This window comes from Marinococcus sp. PL1-022, assembly GCF_033845285.1.
Taxonomy (GTDB): domain Bacteria; phylum Bacillota; class Bacilli; order Bacillales; family Marinococcaceae; genus Marinococcus.
In genome coordinates, this window is record NZ_JAWXCX010000001.1 from 176,058 (window position 1) to 197,408 (window position 21,351).

The 21,351-nt window shown below is 43.9% G+C and carries 22 protein-coding genes; 17 read left to right on the forward strand and 5 right to left on the reverse strand.

The annotated features are described in order from the left end of the window. Positions 1-23 precede the first annotated feature (23 nt). Together SIC45_RS00970 and SIC45_RS00975 are read right to left on the reverse strand one after the other, a co-directional pair. Positions 24-566 carry a shikimate kinase gene (locus SIC45_RS00970; RefSeq protein ID WP_319630731.1) on the reverse strand — a complete coding sequence of 181 codons (543 nt, stop codon included), beginning with the start codon at positions 564-566 and terminating at the stop codon, positions 24-26. An 85-nt stretch (positions 567-651) separates the two neighbouring features. Beyond that, a complete protein-coding gene (locus SIC45_RS00975; protein ID WP_319630732.1) occupies positions 652-2,001 on the reverse strand; it encodes a hypothetical protein in 1,350 nt (449 codons plus the stop codon). A 166-nt stretch (positions 2,002-2,167) separates the two neighbouring features. Between SIC45_RS00975 and SIC45_RS00980 the strand changes: the two genes are divergently transcribed. From SIC45_RS00980 to SIC45_RS01035, 12 genes are all read left to right on the forward strand, one after another. Further along, positions 2,168-3,607: an aldehyde dehydrogenase family protein gene (locus SIC45_RS00980; RefSeq protein ID WP_319630733.1), complete on the forward strand. Its 1,440-nt coding sequence runs from the start codon at positions 2,168-2,170 to the stop codon at positions 3,605-3,607. Positions 3,608-3,633: 26 nt separating this feature from the next. Then, the gene (locus tag SIC45_RS00985; RefSeq protein WP_319630734.1) at positions 3,634-4,626 is read left to right on the forward strand and encodes a zinc-dependent alcohol dehydrogenase; all 993 of its coding nucleotides are present in this window, start codon (positions 3,634-3,636) and stop codon (positions 4,624-4,626) included. Position 4,627: 1 nt separating this feature from the next. After that, positions 4,628-6,385, forward strand: a complete 1,758-nt coding sequence (locus tag SIC45_RS00990; protein ID WP_319630735.1) for a thiamine pyrophosphate-binding protein — start codon at positions 4,628-4,630, stop codon at positions 6,383-6,385. A 42-nt stretch (positions 6,386-6,427) separates the two neighbouring features. Then, positions 6,428-7,255, forward strand: a complete 828-nt coding sequence (locus tag SIC45_RS00995; protein ID WP_319630736.1) for a sugar phosphate isomerase/epimerase family protein — start codon at positions 6,428-6,430, stop codon at positions 7,253-7,255. A gap of 153 nt (positions 7,256-7,408) precedes the next feature. Further along, a complete protein-coding gene (gene aroD, locus SIC45_RS01000) occupies positions 7,409-8,170 on the forward strand; it encodes a type I 3-dehydroquinate dehydratase (protein WP_319630737.1) in 762 nt (253 codons plus the stop codon). A 138-nt stretch (positions 8,171-8,308) separates the two neighbouring features. Then, positions 8,309-8,935 carry a FadR/GntR family transcriptional regulator gene (locus SIC45_RS01005; protein WP_319630738.1) on the forward strand — a complete coding sequence of 209 codons (627 nt, stop codon included), beginning with the start codon at positions 8,309-8,311 and terminating at the stop codon, positions 8,933-8,935. A 48-nt stretch (positions 8,936-8,983) separates the two neighbouring features. Next, complete coding sequence (locus tag SIC45_RS01010) at positions 8,984-10,183, forward strand: CoA transferase (protein WP_319630739.1); 1,200 nt, start codon at positions 8,984-8,986, stop codon at positions 10,181-10,183. Beyond that, complete coding sequence (locus SIC45_RS01015; RefSeq protein ID WP_319630740.1) at positions 10,184-11,131, forward strand: hydroxymethylglutaryl-CoA lyase; 948 nt, start codon at positions 10,184-10,186, stop codon at positions 11,129-11,131. 109 nt (positions 11,132-11,240) lie between these two features. Next, complete coding sequence (locus tag SIC45_RS01020) at positions 11,241-11,585, forward strand: DUF4440 domain-containing protein (protein ID WP_319630741.1); 345 nt, start codon at positions 11,241-11,243, stop codon at positions 11,583-11,585. Between the two features lie 70 nt (positions 11,586-11,655). Beyond that, the gene (locus SIC45_RS01025; protein ID WP_319630742.1) at positions 11,656-12,261 is read left to right on the forward strand and encodes a hypothetical protein; all 606 of its coding nucleotides are present in this window, start codon (positions 11,656-11,658) and stop codon (positions 12,259-12,261) included. 111 nt (positions 12,262-12,372) lie between these two features. Then, positions 12,373-12,735: a hypothetical protein gene (locus tag SIC45_RS01030; protein WP_319630743.1), complete on the forward strand. Its 363-nt coding sequence runs from the start codon at positions 12,373-12,375 to the stop codon at positions 12,733-12,735. A gap of 13 nt (positions 12,736-12,748) precedes the next feature. Next, positions 12,749-13,189, forward strand: a complete 441-nt coding sequence (locus tag SIC45_RS01035; RefSeq protein WP_319630744.1) for a PH domain-containing protein — start codon at positions 12,749-12,751, stop codon at positions 13,187-13,189. 267 nt (positions 13,190-13,456) lie between these two features. Here the strand turns inward: SIC45_RS01035 and SIC45_RS01040 are convergent, their stop codons facing one another. After that, positions 13,457-13,726: a glutaredoxin family protein gene (locus tag SIC45_RS01040; RefSeq protein WP_091613972.1), complete on the reverse strand. Its 270-nt coding sequence runs from the start codon at positions 13,724-13,726 to the stop codon at positions 13,457-13,459. Positions 13,727-13,945: 219 nt separating this feature from the next. Here SIC45_RS01040 and dinB point away from each other — a divergent pair, with 219 nt between their 5' ends. Further along, the gene (dinB, locus tag SIC45_RS01045) at positions 13,946-15,064 is read left to right on the forward strand and encodes a DNA polymerase IV (RefSeq protein WP_319630745.1); all 1,119 of its coding nucleotides are present in this window, start codon (positions 13,946-13,948) and stop codon (positions 15,062-15,064) included. Positions 15,065-15,085: 21 nt separating this feature from the next. Here dinB and SIC45_RS01050 read toward each other — a convergent pair whose 3' ends face one another. Next, entirely contained in the window at positions 15,086-15,712 is a 627-nt protein-coding gene (locus SIC45_RS01050; protein ID WP_319630746.1) for a YIP1 family protein, read from the reverse strand. 237 nt (positions 15,713-15,949) lie between these two features. Here SIC45_RS01050 and SIC45_RS01055 point away from each other — a divergent pair, with 237 nt between their 5' ends. From SIC45_RS01055 to SIC45_RS01065, 3 genes are all read left to right on the forward strand, one after another. Beyond that, on the forward strand, positions 15,950-16,726 hold the full coding sequence (locus SIC45_RS01055) for an alpha/beta fold hydrolase (protein ID WP_319630747.1): 777 nt from the start codon (positions 15,950-15,952) through the stop codon (positions 16,724-16,726). A 272-nt stretch (positions 16,727-16,998) separates the two neighbouring features. Then, a complete protein-coding gene (locus tag SIC45_RS01060; RefSeq protein ID WP_298784789.1) occupies positions 16,999-18,462 on the forward strand; it encodes a catalase in 1,464 nt (487 codons plus the stop codon). Between the two features lie 198 nt (positions 18,463-18,660). Beyond that, on the forward strand, positions 18,661-19,605 hold the full coding sequence (locus tag SIC45_RS01065; protein ID WP_319630748.1) for an IS30 family transposase: 945 nt from the start codon (positions 18,661-18,663) through the stop codon (positions 19,603-19,605). A gap of 154 nt (positions 19,606-19,759) precedes the next feature. On the opposite strand, the gene SIC45_RS01070 is transcribed toward SIC45_RS01065, so the two are convergent. Next, positions 19,760-20,620 carry a Cof-type HAD-IIB family hydrolase gene (locus SIC45_RS01070; RefSeq protein ID WP_319630749.1) on the reverse strand — a complete coding sequence of 287 codons (861 nt, stop codon included), beginning with the start codon at positions 20,618-20,620 and terminating at the stop codon, positions 19,760-19,762. Between the two features lie 265 nt (positions 20,621-20,885). On the opposite strand from SIC45_RS01070, the gene SIC45_RS01075 reads away from it, so the two are divergent. Further along, the gene (locus tag SIC45_RS01075) at positions 20,886-21,347 is read left to right on the forward strand and encodes a GNAT family N-acetyltransferase (RefSeq protein ID WP_319630750.1); all 462 of its coding nucleotides are present in this window, start codon (positions 20,886-20,888) and stop codon (positions 21,345-21,347) included. Positions 21,348-21,351: the final 4 nt, after the last annotated feature.

A 21,351-nucleotide genomic window follows, 5' to 3' on the forward strand; every position in this document is an offset into this window, starting at 1 on the left:
CGGCTTCTCGTGGAGAAGTCGTTTTAATCGTACATATCCCAGGCCATTTTTAATGAGTCTGTTAAATAATCGGCTACATCCTCGGCAGGGAGCTGGTCGATAGTGATTTTAGAATTATGATCTGAATAAGTGCCCTGCCGCTTATAAAATAATTCTTCTATTTCCTCCATGCTTTTCCCCTGGAGAACAGGCCGGTTGCCCATGATAAGGTGCAGTCGTTCCTTCCAGGAATCCCAGGACATATCTAAATAAAAAACAGTGCAGTTGTTCAGGCAGAGCTCGCGGATTTCTTCCTGCATGAAAGCACCGCCGCCTAAAGAAATTATCTTTAAGCTTTGCATGGAATATTTGCGGACCAATTCTTTTTCCTTCTCACGAAAGGCGGGTTCTCCAATTAATTTAAATACTTCAGGAACAGGCATGCCATATTCCTTCTCTATTTCCTCGTCGATATCGACAAAGCTTCTGTAAAGCTTTTTGGCCACTAATCTTCCGACAGTAGTTTTACCCACTCCCATAAAGCCAATAAATACTATGCTTTTTTCTCGTAAAGATCGCTCTGTCATAATATCTGCACTCTTTCATTTGTTTTGAATTCTTTTTGAAATGTATCGCGATTATAATACATCTTTGCTATCACTTACAACTATATCATATAAACAGTTGTAAGCAGTAAGCAATGACGATAGTAAAGAGAATATAACCTGAAGCAAATGGCAGGTTCCAAAGGCCTAATCGGTAAGGGTTCACATTTAAATAGTTACCCACAAGAGAAACGGAAATATTAAAAGGACTGTACATAACCGGGCTTAAACTGGTTACTATCAATACTAAAGCCAGGGGCACAGGGCTTAACTCCGGCAGGGAGGGAGCAATAATTTCTGATAGAAGAATTACCGAAACCAATGGATGAAAGCCTATAAAGCTTGAAACAATAAAGTAGATTCCTATTGCTGCATAAAAATAAAACACTCGATCATGCAGAGCGGTGAAAGCATACTGCAGTGTATCAAAAATAGGAGTTTCTGCGAGCATCTGTACAAACAAACCAGCACTTAAAAACATAAAAAAGAAGTTAGCCATGCCCTTGCTGCGGTTCTTCCACTGTCTTACAGCAAAAATAGTATATCTTCGCAGCCGTTGGATTACTATTGACCAAAAAAAGGATACAGGAGCAATGAATAAAACTAAAGTAAACAAATAATCATACCCAGTCCAGCCGCTTGTAATACTGACACAGGATACCAACAAGCCCAAAAGAAGCATTAATCCGAAAATTTTTCTTCGAACAAGGGAAGTGGAAGAGGAAGTCCCTTGGTACTGAGGAAAGGTAACAGAAGGAAATTTAAGAGAGGAAGCCGCAATATCAAATACGATTACTACAAGCACAACAGAGGCGATTATTGGAAATACGTGAAGGTAGTCCTGCCCTGTGATGTTTAGAGCTGTTATCACCATAATTTCAAGCGGGCTCCAGGCAAGGCACAGAGCGTAAGCACGCAGTAAGTTTTGAGTGTAGAATTTGCTTTTTACACGTTTGGAAGTGTTTTTAAAAGTTTCGTCAAGCGTGCGCATCAGCACAGAAAAAGTAGCTATGTTTAAAAACAAACCAAGCACATGGCAAACAAAAAAGCTTCGCTTATATAAATGCTGTATATTTTTACTGCCCTGTTCAATAAATTTCCGGAGGTTTCTGTCATATTTGCCCACCTGTATTAAGGAATTCAAAAAAGGAAGCATGTAAAAAAATGCGAGAATACTCATCATCGTCGTAAAAGAAGAAAAATAAGCATTTAAGGAAAGATTATTTAATATAAAAAGCAGAGTACCCATGGAGTAGAAGATAAGTCCGGAATAAAAAAATAAGCCACGGGCATAAAAAAATGAAAGCAAAATAACAATATTGGCAAGAACGCCTAAAATAATATTTTCGCCTGGCATATCAATGAATTGAAATGCAATATAAAGAAAGACTAATAGTGAGTAAATAGCGAGGCGCATGAGTAGTTCTCCTTTTAAGCTTAAAAAATGGTTGATGTTTTAATATATATATCGTATCATAATGATAACGTTTACAAATTATAATTTTAGATAGATCTATACTAACAGCGAAAGCTGTTTTTAAATAACTATTTATTAGATCGATCTAATATAAGAGGTGAAAGGGATGCAGGAACTATTAGCTCAGCCTTTTGTTGAAAACCGTTGGTTGAAGGATGAGAAGACAAAAGAAACGATTTATAACCCTTACAATGGAAAAAGTATTGGCAATCAATATACTGCAAGTCTCGAGGATGTTGAAAAAGCTCTACAGGCAGCCTATAAAGACAAAAAAGAAATTGGATCTATCCCTTCTGGTAAGCGGGCGAAAATTTTAAAAGCAGCCGCATTACTGCTTGAAGAAGAGAAGGAAACGTTCGCCAAACTAATTGCTGAAGAACTGGGCAAGCCTCTTAAAAATACTAGAGATGAAGTTTCCCGCTCGATTGAAACACTGGAACTTTCCGGGGAAGAAGCGAAACGGCTGCACGGGGAGACTATCCCGGGGGATGCCTCTGAACGTGGAACCATGGCCATGGCATCCACGTACCGGGTTCCGGTAGGAGTCATCGCCGCTATTACGCCATTTAACGCTCCGCTCAACCTCGTCTGTCATAAAATTGGACCAGCGTTCGCCGGGGGAAATGTCACTATTTTAAAGCCCGCTCCCCAGACAGCGTTGATCGCTACAGCGTTGTTAGATTTGATGCTGCGGGCGGGGCTTCCAGAAAGCGCGGTTCATATGCTTTTAGGCGGCGTCGAAATTGGTCAGAAAATTGTGCAGGATGATCGGGTAAATGTTATTTCCTTCACGGGAGGGACCAAAGCGAGTAAAAATATTTGCGATACAGCGGGAATGAAAAAGGTTCTGCTCGAACTTGGAGGCAATGCTGCTACGATAGTCCATCATGACGCTGACATTCAAGAAGCCGCAAAAATGAGTGCTAAAACCGGTAATAGTAACTCGGGTCAAAGCTGTATTTCAGTGCAGCGTATTTATGTGCACCGTTCGGCAATGAATGAATTTTCAGAAGCACTAAAAACAAACGTTGAACAGCTTCAATTAGGGGATCCTTTGGACGCTGCCACTGATATAGGTTCTCTTGTAGATGAAAATGCAGCAAATCGGGTGAAATCATGGATAGATGAAGCTGTAGATGGAGGGGCTGAACTTTTAACAGGGGGAGTGCAGTACGGGGCTACGATCACTCCAACTGTGCTGTTGAATCCTAAGCACGAAGATAAAGTGGTATGTGAAGAGGTTTTTGGGCCGCTTATAAGCGTTATCCCTTATGACGATATCGATGAAGCAATAACGTGGGCGAATGACTCTGAATTTGGTCTCCAAACAGGAATATTCACCAAAAATATCGATCTTGCCTACAAAGTGGCCAATCAAATTGAAGCTGGAGGCATCATCATTAATGGAACCTCGAATTTCCGGCTGGATCACTGGCCATACGGTGGCGTGAAAAATAGTGGTATTGGAAGAGAAGGCCCGAGATTTGCAATAGAAGAAATGACTGAAATGAAGATGGTGGTTCTGCGTCTGCCGGCCAATGAATAAAGAAGATATGGAGTGGAGGTGCAAATATGAATGGTTTAACGCTGGAAAATCCTTCCCGGTTAAAATTAGTAGAAAATGATCAAGAGATCTTAAATGAAAATGATGTGCGCCTCAAAATTATTTATGGAGGCATCTGTGGTTCGGATCTCAGTGTGTATAGCGGTAAATTGCCGCATGCTGATTATCCGGTTCGTCCAGGGCACGAAATTTTAGGAATTATTAAAGAAGCCGGAGTGAAAAGTCATTATTCGACAGGAGAGCGGGTAATTGTACAGCCCAATACTTATTGTGGTGAGTGTGAATACTGCCTGCAGGGGAAGACCAATATCTGCCCATACAAAAAATCACTTGGGATCAACGCAGACGGTGGATTTGCGGAAGAAGTAGTTATCGACAGTAAATATGTACTGCCTGTAGCCACCGGGATTACTGATGAACGGGCGATACTTATTGAACCGCTGGCAGTAATTGTGCATGCTCTAAAAAAAGTAAAAGTGAATGAAAAGAAAAAGGTAGCTGTCATAGGCTGCGGAACAGAAGGAATGCTCGCAATTGCATTAGCTGATTATTTGGGTGGGAATGTCAGCGCTGTTGATATTAATGAAGACAAGCTTCGCAAAGTAAAGAATAATTACGAAGCGGTAAAAGTGAACTATCCCGAAGAGGCCAAAAACAGTTATTTTGATATTGTTATTGAAGCGGCAGGTACAAAATCGTCGTTTGAACAAAGTATAGATATTGTTAAGCCGGGAGGAGAGATAGTATGTGTAGGTATGACTCCAAGCGCTGAACTATCCGTAACAACACTTGTACGTAAAGAAATAACCTTATACGGCTCTATTATTTATAATGTGCCCGGCGATTTTACTCAAACAATGGAATATCTCAAAGCTTCAGCCTTGAATGTAGAACCAGTGATCTCCAAAATATTTCCTTTTCATGACTATCAACAGGCTTATGATGAAGCTCTTTCAGGAAAATACGGGAAAATAATTATTCAATTCGGGGAGGAACAATAAAATGAAAAAATTGGTTTCGAATCTGTTAGCTAATTATCTGGAAACCCGCGGAGTTGAACATGTATTTGGCTTATGTGGACATACAAATATTGCAGTATTGGCTGAATTGGAAAAAACCTCGGTGAAATTCGTGAATGTTCGCCATGAGCAAATTGCCGCTCATATGGCAGACGGATACGCCAGAGCAAAAAATGAAACTTCTGTTTTATTAAGCCATGTAGGACCGGGCCTTACCAATGCGTCTACTGGAGTGGCAAACGCTGCTTTGGATTCAATTCCCATGGTTGTTATCGCGGGAGACGTGCCTTCTCATTATTATGGAAAGCATCCTCACCAAGAAATGAATATGCACGCCGATGCTTCTCAATATGAAGTGTACCGTCCATTTGTCAAACGAGCGTGGAGAGTTGACCGTCCGGATCTATTTCCAGAAATTTTGGAAAAAGCTTTTCAATTAGCAGAAAGTGGAAATCCAGGCCCGGTTTTAGTATCCGTGCCGATGGATATGTTTTCTAAAGAAATTGAGGAGTCTTTATTTGAACAGCAAAAACGCCATACGAAAAAACTCCAGAAGCCATCTTTGGATGAAAATACAGCAAAAGAAATCGTGCAGAAGCTTATCCATGCAAAACAGCCGTTGCTGCACGTCGGTGGCGGCATTATGCTCGCCGATGCCTCAGAGGAAATTCGGGAATTTGCCAATCATTTAGGCCTGCCGGTCTCCCATTCCCTGATGGGTAAAGGTGCTATGTCAGACGATGATGACTTAACACTTGGTATGACCGGGTTCTGGGGCACACAATTTATTAACGATAAAACGAGAAATGCGGATTGGATAATGGCTCTTGGTACAAGGTTTGCTGAAGCTGACAGCAGCTCTTGGGAAGGAGAGTACACGTTTCAAATTCCCCCAACTAAACTAATACACATTGATATCGATTCTTCAGAAATCGGACGCAACTATCCAGTAGAAATTGGTGCTGTAGCAGACTTGAAACAAGCTTTAAAAGCCTTGATTAAAGCAGCGAAAGAAGAACTGCCGGAAGGCAAAGAAAACAGCGAACTTAAAAAAGAAATTAGAGAATATAAGCAAGCATTTAACGAAGCGAATCAAAAACTCGTGGAGGACAATAGTTTCCCAATGGTTCCCCAGCGGATTTTAGCTGAAGTGAGAAATGTTGTCCCTAAAGATGCTTATATTACAACAGACGTCGGCTGGAACAAGAACGGCATGGGTCAGCAATTCCCCATTTATGAAGCAGGCTCGGTATTAACTCCGGGAGGCTACGCTACGATGGGTTTTGGCGCTCCAGCAGCGTTAGGGGCGAAAGTGGCAGCTCCGGACAAAAAAGTTATCTCTCTTGTAGGGGACGGAGGCTTCGGTCAAAACCCCGCACTCATGGCAACAGCGGTAGAAGAGAATATTCCGGTAGTGTGGGTCGTGATGAATAATTCTTCCTACGGAACGATAGCAGGGTTGGAAAAAGCGCATTTTGGTACGACCTACGGCACCGTTTTCGAGCGTAACGGAGAGAGCTACACGCCGGATTATGCAGTAATTGCCCGGGGATATGGAGTAGAAGGAATTAAAATTGAAAAAGCAGAAGAGTTCAAGCCAGCTTTAGAAGAAGCCCTGGCCAGCGAAAAGCCTGTAGTTATTGATGTCGCTATGATCAATGAGCCGGTGCCGACAGACGGACACTGGAACATCATGGACATCTACTCGCCTGGAAAAAAAGTTCACCATGCAGGTGTTTGAACTATAAATTAGATCGATCTAATTTAATATAGGAGGCATAAGATGGAGCCAAAGTTCTCTTTAGCACATTTAACAGCTTTAGAATTTAGTCCACCGGAACTGACATATTTAGCCGCAAAGACCGGTTTTGATTATGTTAGTATGCGTCCTATCTATATGGGGCTTCCTGGTGAAAAAAATTACGATTTAGCCAACAATCGGGAAATGTATAAAAAGACTAAAAAAGCTTTACAGGAAACTGGCCTCGAGCTGTTAGATATTGAATTGGCAAAAGTGGATAAAGGTATTGATTATAAAAATTATGAACCCGCATTTGAGGTAGCAGCTGAACTTGGTGGTAAGCATGTATTAAGCAGTATATGGATAGATGATGAGGACTTTGCATTAGAGCAATTTTCAAATATATGTGACCTTGCAGAGCAATATAATTTAACTGTAGATTTAGAATATGTTCCGATAGCCAGCATAACCAACCTTTCAGAAACGGTAGAGATATTAAAAAAAGCAGATAAGAAAAATTCCGGTCTGATGATTGATGCCCATCACTTTTATAGAGCAGGGGATAACGTGGAAGAATTAACCAAGCTGCCAATGGAATGGTTTCATTACATGCATTTATGTGATGTTCCAGGAGCCGAGCCTTCTTCCCGACAGGAGATGACTAGAATTCTTCGGGAAGAAAGGCTTTATGTTGGGGAGGGTAATGCTGATATTGCCGGACTTCTCCAACATACTCCAAACGTGCCATACTCCCTGGAGATTCCGCATCATCGGCGCTCGAAGGAAATGGGCTTCGAAAAACATGTGAAACAATGCTTACAAACTGCTAAACAATACGTCAACAATACTGTGTTTAGCGGCGAAAGTTAATACCCAGGGAAATAGTACAGAGTTATTCCCGAAGTAATAATCCAGCCGGAATGTAGCGAGCAGACATTCCGGCTTGTTTCAATTGTGCGAATAGTAATAGTATTGAAAATTACAATCGGCTACAATGGACAATAGAAGAAGGAGGTTTCTATATTGAAAGAATTAAAAGTGAGAAATACATTGTTAACAAACGAACGGCCATGTGTATGTGTACCGCTTATAGGTAAAAGTAAAAACGAGCTGCTTGACGAAACAAAGCACATTATTCAAAAAGAACCGGATCTTATCGAATGGCGCGCAGATTTTTTTGAAGATCTTGTAGAATTCGAAACAGTATTAGACGCGCTTGAACAGGTTAGAAAAGAAATTGGAGATATTCCTTTATTGTTCACTATTCGTTCTATACACGAGGGTGGGCAAAAAGTTGAGTTGAATGCAAACGAAAAAATTGAGTTGATAAAAAAAGTCTGTGCTACCCGTCACATAGATTTTATAGATTATGAATTAGAAAATAATCAAGAGCACATTGAAGAGGTCCAAAAAAATGCGGAGAAAAACAATGTAAAATTAATATTATCTTTTCACGATTTTCATCAAACACCTGACGAAGAGGAAATGTTGGCTAAGTTTCATAAAGCAAGTAATAGGAAGGCAGATATAGCTAAGCTGGCAGTAATGCCTAAAAATATGAAAGACGTTTTGGCCGTCTTGCAGGTAACAGAGAAAACAAATGATGAACTGGCTATTCCGGTCGTTACTATGGCAATGGGAGCAGATGGCGCAATAACTAGACTCGCCGGGTGGAAAACAGGCTCTTTATTTACCTTCGGCATTGGGAAAGGAAGTTCAGCTCCGGGCCAAGTTCCAATTGAATTGATTAAAAGTATGGAGGCTCCTTTGAAGTCTAATAAATAAATGAACCGGTGAAAGCCGGTTCTTATTGACTAATAAAAAGATAGCGTTTACAATTGAATAAATTGGTTAGCCCAATATTATGTTTTATAGGGAGAATGAATTGGAATCGAAAATCAAACTATAAAAAGAAAGTATGAGTTGATTGAAGAAGAGTTACTGCGGCTGATAGAAAAAGGAACTATGCTTCCGGGCGACAAACTCCCGGCTGAAAGGATGCTTGCCGATAGGCTGCGTTGTAGCAGAACTTCTCTAAGAGAAGCTTTCCGGGTTCTTGAGTCAAAAGGAATTATCGTGTCCCGAATAGGAGGAGGTCGATATTTACAAAATGTATACCAGCAGCAGTATTTCAATTATGATCCTGTAAAAGCAATGGAACAAACAGCTATTCTGCATTTTATTGAGGCAAGAAAAACACTTGAACCCAATATTGCCCGGTTAGCCAGTGAAAGAGCGACATTGGAACAGCTTGAAGAGATAGAGAAAAATATGAAATCAATTCAAATAGATACTGATGCAGATAAAAGTTTTCATCTTTCGGTAGCCGAAGCCTCTGGAAATTTTGTTTTCGTAACAATGATGAAATCGAATTTAGAAATGATTTATAAGATGCGCAGTAAAATGCTGGAAGATAAAGAAAGATATAAACAAGCTCAACGAGAACACGAAGAAATATTCCGGCATATAAAAAATAGACAAGGGAAAAACGCTGAGAAAGCAATGCTCAATCATTTGCAGCACCTAAAAATAAATATTAGTGAAAATTAAATTATATTTTTTAAAACTTATTAGATCGATCTAATGGAGGAATTAAAGATGAATATTGGGCCTTTAAAAGAAATTAAAATTTTAGACTTATCAACGATGATTGCGGCACCTTTTGGTGCTACGCTGCTGGCTGATTTTGGAGCAGAAGTAACAAAGGTTGAAATACCTGGGAAAGGGGACACCCTGCGTACGGTTGGACCCTGGAAAGACGAGGAACCTCTGCGCTGGCCTGGGCTCGCAAGAAACAAAAAGTCTCTTACTCTTGATATCCGCACGGAGAAGGGAAAAGAAGTATTAAAGAAATTAATTGCTAAATCAGATGTAGTTATAGAAAATTTTCGTCCTGGGACGTTGGAAAAATGGGGAATCGGCTACGAAGAGATGAAAAAGCATAACCCTGAAATTATCTTATCCCGGGTCTCGGGCTACGGCCAGACCGGTCCCTATAGTTCAAAGGCTGGTTTTGGAACACCAGGAACGGCCTTCAGTGGACATACAGGCATTTCTGGTTTCCCAGACCGTCCGCCGGTAAGTCCCGCATATTCCCTGCTTGATTACATTACTGGGATTTATATTGCTCTGGCAACTGTAAGCGCTCTCTACCACCGTGATGTTAATGAAGACGGAGAAGGACAGTCGATTGATATGGGCTTATACGAGTCAATGTTTCGTATGCTGGAATTTCTGGTAGCTGAGTATGATCAAAACAATAAGGTGCGCGAGCGCAGCCCGGGGCTGTCCGGTCATTCCAGCCCAGCAGGGACGTATGGTACCAAAGACGATAAATTTGTCGTATTGGTATGCAGTACAGATTCTACGTTCGACCGGCTTGCAGAAGCGATGGACAGAAAAGATATGCTGGAGGATGATCGTTATTATACTAACGCAGTGCGTCTTGAGCATGACGATGAGGTACAAAAAATTGTTTCGGGCTGGATAAAAATTCATACGCAAAAAGAGTTAATGGATAAGTTGGATGAATATGGTGTGCCAGTCAGTCCTATTTATACAATAGAAGACATTTTCAACGACCCCCACTATCAAGCCCGGGAAAATATTGTGGAGATTGAACATCCGCGCCTCGGCAGCGTTAAGATTCCAGGAGTAGTACCGAAATTTTCGAAAACGCCCGGCAGTATTCGTCACCGGGCCCCGGATTTAGGAGAGCACAATGAAGAAATTCTGGGAGAAGGTCTTGGGTTGTCTGAAGAGGATATTCAAAGCTTAAAAGAAGAAGGAGTGATTTAAATGTCAGAGAACAGGTATCCTGAATCAATCGAACTGTGTGAAGTTGCTCCCCGAGACGGTTTTCAGGCCGAAGACGAATGGATTCCGACAGAGAAAAAAATAGAGATCATCCGTAAATTGGCCGATACGGGGGTTTCTTCGATGGAAGTAACTTCTTTTGTGCACCCTAAAGCGATTCCTCAATTGAAAGATGCTGAAGAAGTAGTACAGGCTGTCCAGGACATATCCACGATGAAAATGAGGGCTTTGGTGCCTAATGTAAAAGGGGCGGAAAGAGCCATCGGCGCAGGCATTAAAAAGTTGAAGCTGATGCTGTCAGCGACAGATTCCCACAGCTTATCGAATGCAAATGCTACGGTGGAAGAAGCCCAAAAAAAATTGGAACCGATCGCGGATCTGGCAGAAAAAGAGAACGTAACCATTGGCGGATCGATTTCAGTAGCTTTTGGCTGTCCGTATGAAGGAAGAGTAACCGAAAAACAATTATATCCAATCCTCAAGAGGTATCAACAAATGAATATTCAGGAAGTATCCCTGGCAGATACCACCGGTATGGCAAATCCGAAACAGGTGCACCTCATGCTGCAGCATTTGCAGGCTGCTTTTCCCGATATAACATTTTCAATGCACTTACACAACACGAGAGGGCTTGCGTTAGCTAACATGGCTGCGGGCATGGAGCAGGGAATACGCCGCTTTGATAGCTCAACAGCAGGTCTGGGTGGATGTCCCTATGCGCCGGGAGCTACTGGCAATGTCCCTACAGAAGACGTAGTGCACATGATGGAGGAAATGGGTATAGCAACTGATATTAACCTTGAAAAAATTATTGATACTGCCAAAGAAGTGAAAAATATAATAGGTCATGATGGGGGCAGTTATATGCTTCAGGCTGGCCCTAATTCCCAATTGCATGATAAGGTAGGCTCTCAAAAAAAAGTAAATTAGAAAACTAATGAATAAAAGTTGAAATGTCTGTAGAAAAACCCGTATCATTTGATGTAGATGCGGGTTTTTACGTATGGTTAGGTCGCATACATAAGGAGGGTGGAGACTGATGGAAGACATTCGCCAGCTTGAGGAGGATTTATTAAAGCCGAGTATCCGGCGGTCGGCTGTGGAAGTGAGCCGGCTGCTGGCAGAGGATTTTCAGGAAATCGGAGCCTCCGGCCGTATTTTTACCCGGGAGGATGTGATTTTTGGTCTGGAGGAGGAGCGCCCTGTCCATAGAACGGTGGCTGATTATAAAACAAAACCGCTTTCGGAGCATTTATATTTAGCAACCTATACCGTGACGAGCGAGCTGGGAACTTCACTGCGGAGTTCCATATGGCGGAAGACGGATTCCAGCTGGGAGCTTGTTTTTCATCAGGGGACGCCCAAAAAAGCAAATCAACCGTAGAAGCAGGACACAGGAGCTGTTTTCAGCACGAGTGCAGCGAGCTTGCAGAAGGGCAGTAGAGGTGAACAATATGGAATTATTCCATTACCATTTTTGGACGACAGAGGTAGAAAAAACAGAAGCTTTTTACAGCAGTCACGGCTTTGAAGTGGTGGGACGCTTTGCCCTGGAAAATTATCGCATTAAGCGGTACGATCCGCCGCTTGAGTGGGATGATTTCCGCGATAAAGGGTTAACGTTCCGGATGATAGAAATGAGTCTCGGTCAGGTGCGGGTTACCTTTGGCGCAGGGAGAATGAATACGTTCGGCTACTTTGGCTATCGTGTAAACCAGAAAGAGCATACCGGTATTCTCCGGCGCGCAAAGGAGCACGGATGGGGTATTAATAAAAAAGAACGGAGAACCTTTCTTCAGCCGTCCACCGGACCGAAGATTCAGCTTGATTGGGCTGAGGAACTTCCTATCGGCGGAAAAGAAGAGCTGCAGTCTGTCCTTATTACGAGTCCGGAGCCGTATGATTCGAATGACTGGCTGACCGTTCTGGGCGAAGAAGCATTAGTGCCTGTCTGGCAGGAAAAGCGTGCATTTGAACTTGAAAAAATAGTTATTCAGGGAGCGGAAAGGATGGAGACGGTACAGGATCCAAACGGTGTCCATCTGGAATTCCGTACTTAACGGAAGGAAGCAGAGCATAATGAAATACGTAATTGGAACGGTTCTGGGATTTGCTTTGTTTGCAGTAAAGCCCAGAACGGCAAAAAGCAGGGAATAGGGAGCGAATACATCGTGGAGTCGTCATTTCGTCAATTAATTATTGTTATTTTAGCTATACTGTCGGCTGTGCGCCTGGTCTTCTTTTTTGTGCTGGATCAGCCGCTTATCGATGCAATGATGCCGCTTGCGTTCATGGTGTACTGGATGCTCATTTTATCGATAGCGGACAGCAGGCAGTTATGGAGCGCAAAACGCGAGCTGATTACCATTCTGGTGGCGACAGCTCCAGTATTGATTGTTTCCTTTATCGGGGTCGTAATGGAAGCTCACGAAATCTTTCTTCCATTGTTTACGAATTCGATGCTTTTAATGGTTCTTATGCCTATTGTTTATAAGTATGGGTTGAAACCAGACGATCCTGATAAAAAAAATTAGAGGAGACCGGGTAATGGTGTTTCGAGCGAAAGGAAGCAGACTGCTGTCCGCATTTGCGATCATAGCTATCGTACTGCTGGGATATTCTATTTTTCAGGCTCTGTTTATGTATAACGGAGGGCCGGGGACTATTCTGCGGGCTGTGATCGATGCGGTTATTATCATTTTAGTAACACAGATTGTATTTTTCACAAAATATGAATTGCACGAAGAGCATCTGGCGGTTCATGCCTCTCTTTTGATCCGGCTGCGTATTCCTTATGAGTCCATCCAGCGGGTGGAGGAGGTCCCTGGATGGATCAAGGGTGCGACACCGGAAAGACTGAAGGTGATTTACCAGGAAGGAAATCGTCATCAGCATATTACACCGAAGAATGAAGCATTGTTTCTCGAGAAGCTGTCTGAGAAAAACAAAAATATTGAGATGCCAAAGGAAGGACGATTCACGCGGTGAACCGTCCTTTTTTATAGTTTATCGTAAAATTTACGAAGGAAATAAAACCCGATAGAAGCTAAAACCGTTCCGGCAATAATTATCGTTATGATAAAAAGCACTGTAGGCACGACTCTTCCTCCCTCCGCTGCAGATTCCCGCTGTTATAAGTATTTACCCGGGGAGACTTAACCGCAAGCGTCTTTATTTGAACAACAGCTCCTGAAAGCAGCTATTGATAAAATATAAAAAGCACTGGCGAGAAAACCAGTGCTGAAGTCATGAACGTTAATTGCTTTGGCCGGATATTCCGACTGTAGTAACAAGCGTTTTTATCTTTTTGAGATTTGGGCCGACGACCTGGTATCTTTTGTCGTCTGTGATAATAATAGTAATCGGAACGAATTTTTCATTTAATGCACCGAATTCCTGATTGGCCTGTGGGTCATTTACGATATCCTTTTCAATAAAAGAAATACGGTTTTCCTGAAACCAGCCTTTTACTTTAGCACAGGAGGAGCAGTTTGGCTGAGTGAAAATCTGAACTTCATAATTCATAAATATTCCTCCAATCAGGCGTGAGTTTACCGTAACACCTTCATATTTTTATGATTATGATAGTATACTAAAGTGCAGGAGAACGCAATGAAGACGGCAAAGGCCCCGGATGTAAAAAATAAAGGATTATCGCTGCATAAGAACATACGTTTGTGAAAAAAGGCGGTGTCCGCTATAATAGAAGGAACAGAGAACTGCGCGTATAAGGGGGCGTAGGAAATGAAGCAGGATGAACAGAATCTCCGGAAAATTATTCATATTGATATGGATGCTTTTTTTGCGTCTATTGAACAGCGCGACCAGCCTCGTTTGCGGAACAAGCCTCTGGTAGTCGGAGGTTCGCCCTGGTCAAGGGGTGTAGTGGCTACGTGCTCTTATGAAGCGAGGCCCTACGGTATTCATTCAGCTATGTCTTCCTATGAAGCCTATCGAAGGTGTCCGGAGGCTATATTTATTAAAGGGAATATGGAAAAATACCGGGAGGTCTCGCGTGAAATAATGGCCATCTTCCATGACTGCACAGATTTGGTGGAGCCTCTGTCTCTGGATGAGGCTTATCTTGATGTGACAGAAAATCACTGGAACATGCCGTCCGCTACGCTCACAGCTAAAGAGATACGAAGAAGAATCTATCAAAAGACCGGTCTTACTGCCTCTGCAGGTGTTTCCTATAATAAATTTCTTGCAAAAACGGCTTCAGATTATGATAAACCGGATGGACTGACGGTTATTACCCCGGACCGGGCGGACGCTTTTGTGAAAGCTCTTTCCATTGGGGATTTTCGCGGAGTTGGAAAGGTGACTAAGCGGAAATTTGATTCACTAGGCATCGAAACCGGAGAAGACTTGCAGCAGCTGGGTGAAGCAAGGCTTGTGGAATTGTTTCATAAGCAGGGCCACGTATTTTACCGTCAGGCCCGGGGAATCGATGAACGTCCGGTAAATCCGGAAAGAGAGCGAAAGTCGCTTGGAAAAGAGACGACGCTTTCGCAGGACCTTCTGCTTGTACAGGACATGCTCCCGGTCATTGAAGAGCTGCTTGACCAGGTGCTTACGAGGTTGAAAAAAGACGGCATCAGGGCTAAATGTATTGTGCTGAAAATAAAATTTGCCGATTTTCAGCAGATAACCCGCCGGTCTACGCTCGAACACCCGAGCAATGACCGTGCGGAGCTGCTCGAAGCTCTGCGCCTTCTACTCGAAGAAGGGGCCTCCGGGGGAGACCCTGTCCGGCTTCTCGGAGTCACAGCTTCGGAATTTTACGGTCCGGGAGAAGTAACGGGAGGCAGAGGCAAGGTTTATAAAACGGTAAACTATGAACAGCTGCGTCTTTTTTAAAAACACAGCTGCTTTGCCAGCTTAATTGGAAAAGGCGCCGGCGATGAAAATCACAATTAGGGCCAGAAGCAGAACGAGAATAAAAATGAGAAGAGCCAATAATAAAGCGAACACTACAAACACCCCGAAGGATTTGCCGCCGGAGAACCCGGAGGCAGCGGAGATTAAGTTTACCTGCATGACAATACCCCAGATAGAAGCTGCAGCTATAATAGCCGAGGCGATAGCGGTAAGAAGTGCCGCTGTGCTGCTCCCGCCTGCGAGCTTGCCGATAAACAGTAAAAAAATAAATGGGAAAAGAAACGCCTGCGGATAAAGAGACAGCCCATAAACCGTTCGGGCTTCGCGGGCTTTTATACGTCCCTGAAACATTAGAATAACGAGCTTTAGAATCAGTCCATTCAAATAAAACGTGACAATTTGAAATAGAAGGAAGGCAGCGATAATTCCAACAGCTGTAAGGAAGGTGGAGAGAGCAGACCCGGTCTCAATTGGGGACATATCACTTGTGTTTTGGGCAAGGGACTGGGAGAGACCGGCAATGATAACAATCCATAGAGCTGTGAAATGAAGCCCCGGGTTATCGCTTATCTGCCTGTACGTTTTCCTGGGTGCAGTAAATAAAGGTAACAATCGAATAGGATTCATCATCATTCCCCGCTTTCATCAATACATCTTTTTCCAACTGCCATCAGTGTACAATATTTTGAAGAAAGAAGACAGAATACATAAAAAAAACGGAAGCAGAAGCCTTTCTGCATCAGCAGAAAAAATGTTAATTAACTTTACCAATGAGAGTGGGATAGAAAAGCGCTTCAAATTACCACCGAGGAAATGTCTTATGGTACAATTTTCCCAATGTGATATTTAGAAGGGATGAAAGAGATGGCGACGATGAGCAGTGCAGACAAAGTCACTCTGTATTATAAAGAAGCCGGACAAGGATATCCTGTTATATTTCTGCACGGACTGACTGGAGACCATACGATGTTTGAGCGTGAAATGGATCGGTTGAAGGATCAGTTCCGCGTTATAGCCCTTGATATGAGAGGACACGGCAGGTCGGACAAGCCTGAAGCATATACATTGGAGGATCATATACAGGATATACTGCACATGATGAATAAGCTTGACATTGAATCAGCTCACCTGGTGGGTGTTTCAATGGGAAGCTATATCGCTCAGGGTGTAGCTGTTGAAGCTCCCAAAAGAGTATCGAAGCTTGTGTTAACAGCACCGAAGGCACATGGGAAAACGTCTTCCACTGCCCGCTTATTTGCTGAGCATGAAGCCGAGTTGAGCGGCCTTTCTCATCGTGAAAAATTAAATAAAGCCTCGATGTATATCTATCATGATATCGGCAGGGTACAGGCCTGGTCAAAGCAGATTGAAAACCGGGCCGTGGAGCTCAGTGCCAAAGAAGAACAGGCAGCTTCTGATGCTTTAAAGGGGTTTGATTTCCGTGATCAGCTTCCTTTCGTAGAGGCAGAGTCGCTTGTGATCAGCGGGAAATACGATGGCCTGAACCCGCCGGAATACGGCCGGGAAATAGCTGACCTTATTCCTTCATGCCGGTTTGTGGAATACGGGCACTCGGGTCACGGAATAAACGTTGAAGAGCATGAACGGTTCGTAGAAGAAATCAGAGAATTTTTGAAATAAAGCCAATAAAAATAGCAGGAGCATGATGATTAAACGAATAAGTCTGCTCTTTCGCTCAGAGCCCCGGAGAGCTGCTGTGATTTTCAATTAAGCAGGAAGATATTCAATTGAGTCGATAAAAACAATGATTTTTAAAGACCTTAAGCTGTTTTTAAAGTGTGAAACGGTTAAAAAGCGAAGTCCCAGATTAAAATTGTTATAAAATAATATTGATTTTTATGTGGGTTATGTTATCATATGGGATATGAAAATAATTAAGAGGTGATTAAAGCATGGCTGATCGTAAAAATGTACAAACAACCGGTTCAGGTGCTCCGGTAGGAGATAACCAGAACTCGTTGACAGCAGGAAACAGAGGCCCTACTCTTATTCAGGACGTACACCTTTTAGAAAAACTTGCTCACTTTAACCGCGAGCGTATTCCTGAGCGTGTTGTTCACGCCAAAGGCGGCGGAGCTCACGGGGTTTTTGAAGTGACAAACGATGAAATTTCTAAATATACCAAAGCCGATTTCTTAAGCGAAAAAGGAAAAGAAACGCCGATGTTCATCCGTTTTTCCACAGTGGCGGGCGAATCCGGTTCAGCGGACACAGTACGTGACCCGCGCGGTTTCTCCGTAAAATTCTATACAGAAGAAGGTAACTACGACCTCGTAGGTAACAACACACCGATCTTCTTTATTCGTGACGCTATCAAGTTCCCGGATTTCATCCACACACAAAAACGTGATCCGCAGACGCACTTGAAGGATCCGGATATGGCATTTGACTTCTGGTCCCTTTCTCCAGAATCGCTGCACCAGATCACGTATCTGCACGGTGACCGTGGTATTCCGGCAACGTGGCGCCACATGAATGGCTACGGCAGCCACACGTTTAAGTGGGTTAACGACCAGGGAGAAGCATTCTGGGTAAAATACCACTTTATCAGTGATCAGGGCGTTAAAAACCTTGACGAGCCAACAGCAAATCAAATAGCTGGGGAAAACCCAGACTATCATACAGAAGATCTGTTCAACGCTATTGAAGAAGGAGATTATCCTTCCTGGACACTGTATGTACAGATTATGCCTTATGAAGAAGCACTCACGTACAAATGGGATCCGTTTGATGTAACTAAAATCTGGTCGAAGGAAGACTACCCACGTATTGAAGTCGGCCGTATGACATTAAACAAAAATCCTGAAAACTACTTCGCAGAAGTAGAGCAGGCTGCTTTTTCCCCGGGACACTTTGTGCCTGGTATTGAAGCTTCCCCGGATAAAATGCTGCAGGGACGTCTGTTCTCTTACTCTGACGCTCACCGCTACCGCGTAGGCGCCAACCATGAGCAGATTCCGGTTAACAAGCCAGTAAGCGGCACAAATAACTATCAGCGCGACGGCTTTATGCGTACGGACGACAATGGCGGCGGTTCGAAGAACTATGAACCAAACAGCTATGGCGGACCGACCGAAGACGCAGCAGCAGAAATCAGCCCGTTTGATGTAGAAGGTAAGGTTGCAAGCACGCCTTATCCTGACGACGATCACTACACGCAGGCTGGCGACTTGTACCGCATGATGAGCGAGGACGAAAAGCAGCGTCTCGTAGACGCATTCGTGGGCCACATGAAACCAGTCCGCAAGGATGAAATTATCAAACGTCAACTGGAAATCTTCTACAAAGCGGATCCGGATTACGGACGCCGTATTGCAGAAGGACTTGGCTATAAAGTACCACAAGAAGAAGCGTAAGCATTACCATCGTTTGCGCAATCACCAACTTTAATTTTATGCATCATCCACTCACAACTTGCACCCGTGCCTTTTTAGGCACGGGATTTTTTTATCTTGAATTGTAATATTAAGTGCAACACGTAAAAAAATAAAAAACACCCATGGTATCCCAGTGTAAAATGAAAGTACCACCAAACACTCACACGGAGGGATACCATGAGCTACTCTCATCTTACCATGATCGAACGAGGACAACTAGAGGCTCTGACGAGCCTCCACTGGTCGATCCGGCGAATTGCGGCTTTTCTGGGCCGGCATCCATCGACCATTTCCCGGGAACGCCGGCGCCAGGCATCCTCCGATACGTATCAGGCCGCTCAGGCGCAGAAAGCCTATCATCAACGGCGGAAGGCCTGCGGGCGAAAAGGCAAAGCGACGCCCGAGCTGCTTCAAGCCATTACCCATCATCTCCATGCCACCTGGTCGCCCGAACAAATTGCCCGGTACGCCCCGGGGGTTACGGTGGGATGCGGGACGATCTATCGATGGCTGTACCAGGGGTTATTGGCGAAGGGAGACCTGCGCTGCCTTCGCCAGAAGGGCAAACGGAAGAAAGTGCGGGAAAGCCGTGGCCGTTTCACGGTCGGCCGGCGCATCGAGGAACGCCCTGCCGTGGTCGAGACCCGACAAACCTTTGGCCACTGGGAAATGGATACCATTGTTTCATCGCGTGGAAAAAGCAAGGGCTGCCTGGTGACGCTCACCGAACGCAAAAGCCGGTACCTGTTAGCTGTTCCCATGCCGGACCGGCGGTCCGGAACCGTAGCCACTGCCGTGGAAACACTGATGGACCAGTATCCTCGTGGTGTCTTTGAAAGCATAACGGTGGACCGGGGCAAAGAATTCGCCTGCTTTCCCGCCCTCGAAGCCCGGAGCGTGCCCGTCTATTTCGCCGACCCCTATGCCGCCTGGCAGCGGGGAACCAATGAAAATACCAACGGCCTTCTCCGGGAATTTTTCCCGAAGGGCATGGATTTAGCTCGCCTCAGCCAGCAGGAAGTGGACTACGTCATCGGACTGATTCATCGCCGCCCCAGAAATTGTCTACATGGGAATACCACGGAAAATGTGTTTCATGAAGAAGTGTTGCGCTTAAATTGACAATCTAAGTTATGAAAAAAAGCCGGATTCCAAAGAAATTCTTCGGAGCCCGGCCCATGCATCAAGACGTCAGTGCCTCAGTTTATATTTCGAAAAGGCAGACGAAAATGTGTCAGCACGTGGTATGATAAAGACAGAAGGAAAAATGCATCGGTTAAGAATTCATCATGTATGTAAGGGCTTCCGCGACACCGTATTCATCGTTTGTGCCAACAATATGGTCGCTCATGGTTTTGACTTCATCCACAGCGTTTCCGATAGCGACGGCATAGCCGGCTGTTTCAAGCATACTGATATCATTGTAATTGTCACCGATGGCAGCGGTATCTTTTAACGGTACAGCAAGCTCTGTAGCAAGTCTTTCAAGCGCAAGCCCTTTCGAGGCACCTGTATGTTCGACCTCAAAATTATGATCACCTGAGGTGACGAGGGTTAAATCTTCCCGGTATTTAAAGTGGTCAATGCCTGCCTGGCGCTTTTCTTCGATAAAAGATACGGCCAAAATATTATACAGGGAAATGTTCATATCATGCAGATCGAGATAGCTTTCAATAAAAGAAAATCCGGTTTGGCTGTACTGTCGTTCCGCTGCCTTCTGCATGGAGGCTGTATCTGCATGCGGGTTGGCACTTTTGATCCGGTCCTGCTCGATTTGAAGCAGTTTCCGGCTGTTGTGGGGGGTGTAAATAGCCTTTTCTGTAAACGCTTCATAATAAAATTCCTGCTGATGAAGCCACGAAAGCACTTCCATGCCTGTATCTTTTGGGAGAGGCACGGAGATATACAGCTCACGGTCCGGGGAGTGAATAGCGGCGCCGTTCGCAGAAATCACCCATGGATAAAGAGAAGTATTTTCAAGAATGCTCCATACGTCAAAGTGGGCTCTGCCTGTAGCAATGACGATATCGATGCCGTTTTCGACGGCTGTTTCAAGTGCTTGTATCGTTTTGTCATCCAATTGATTTTCGCTGTTCAAAAGAGTTCCGTCCAAGTCAATTGCGACCATTGAAAACATTTTTATCCTCCCATCAGTAGACGAGGCTAAAAGCATAAACCTTTTATACTTTAACATAAAATATCGTAAGCAACGAAATTACGCGCAAAAATTTGTATAATAATGGTAAAATACTTGTACAGCTTTATTCGGAGGATGTATAAAAGAACTGCAGTGGGCATAGCCCCGGAACTCTTTTTATTGGCCGGAGAAGGATATGGAAAAGTACGGAAAGAAGGTAGTGAAGGAAAAAGAATTTGAAGGATACTGAATAGGGGGCGTGGTTATGTATATTAAAAGAACAGAAGATCCGGTGCTGCTCAGCCGGTTAAATCAGTCGCTGCACGAATGGCACGTAAACCTTCATCCTGAACTTTTCTTTCCTTACGATCAGCCGTCGGCTCAATCGTATTTTGAACAAAAGCTTTCTGACGACTCCCACATGTTTTTTATCGCTGTCGAAGACGAAGAGCCGCTGGGGTACGTCTGGCTGGAGCTCCGTAAAGAGAAGGGTAACGATTTTAAACGTCCTTCGCGCTACGGCTACATTTACCAGATTGTTGTGAAGGATCAACATCAGGGCCAGGGCGTTGGGGCTTTTTTGATGAAGGAGGCGGAGTATGCTGCACGGGATTATGGAGCAGACAGGCTTGAGCTGGACTATTTGGCACAAAATTATATAGCAGAAGCGTTCTACAAAAAAATCGGATATGAACCAAGGCGGGTTACAGTGCATAAAGAGCTTTAAGAGG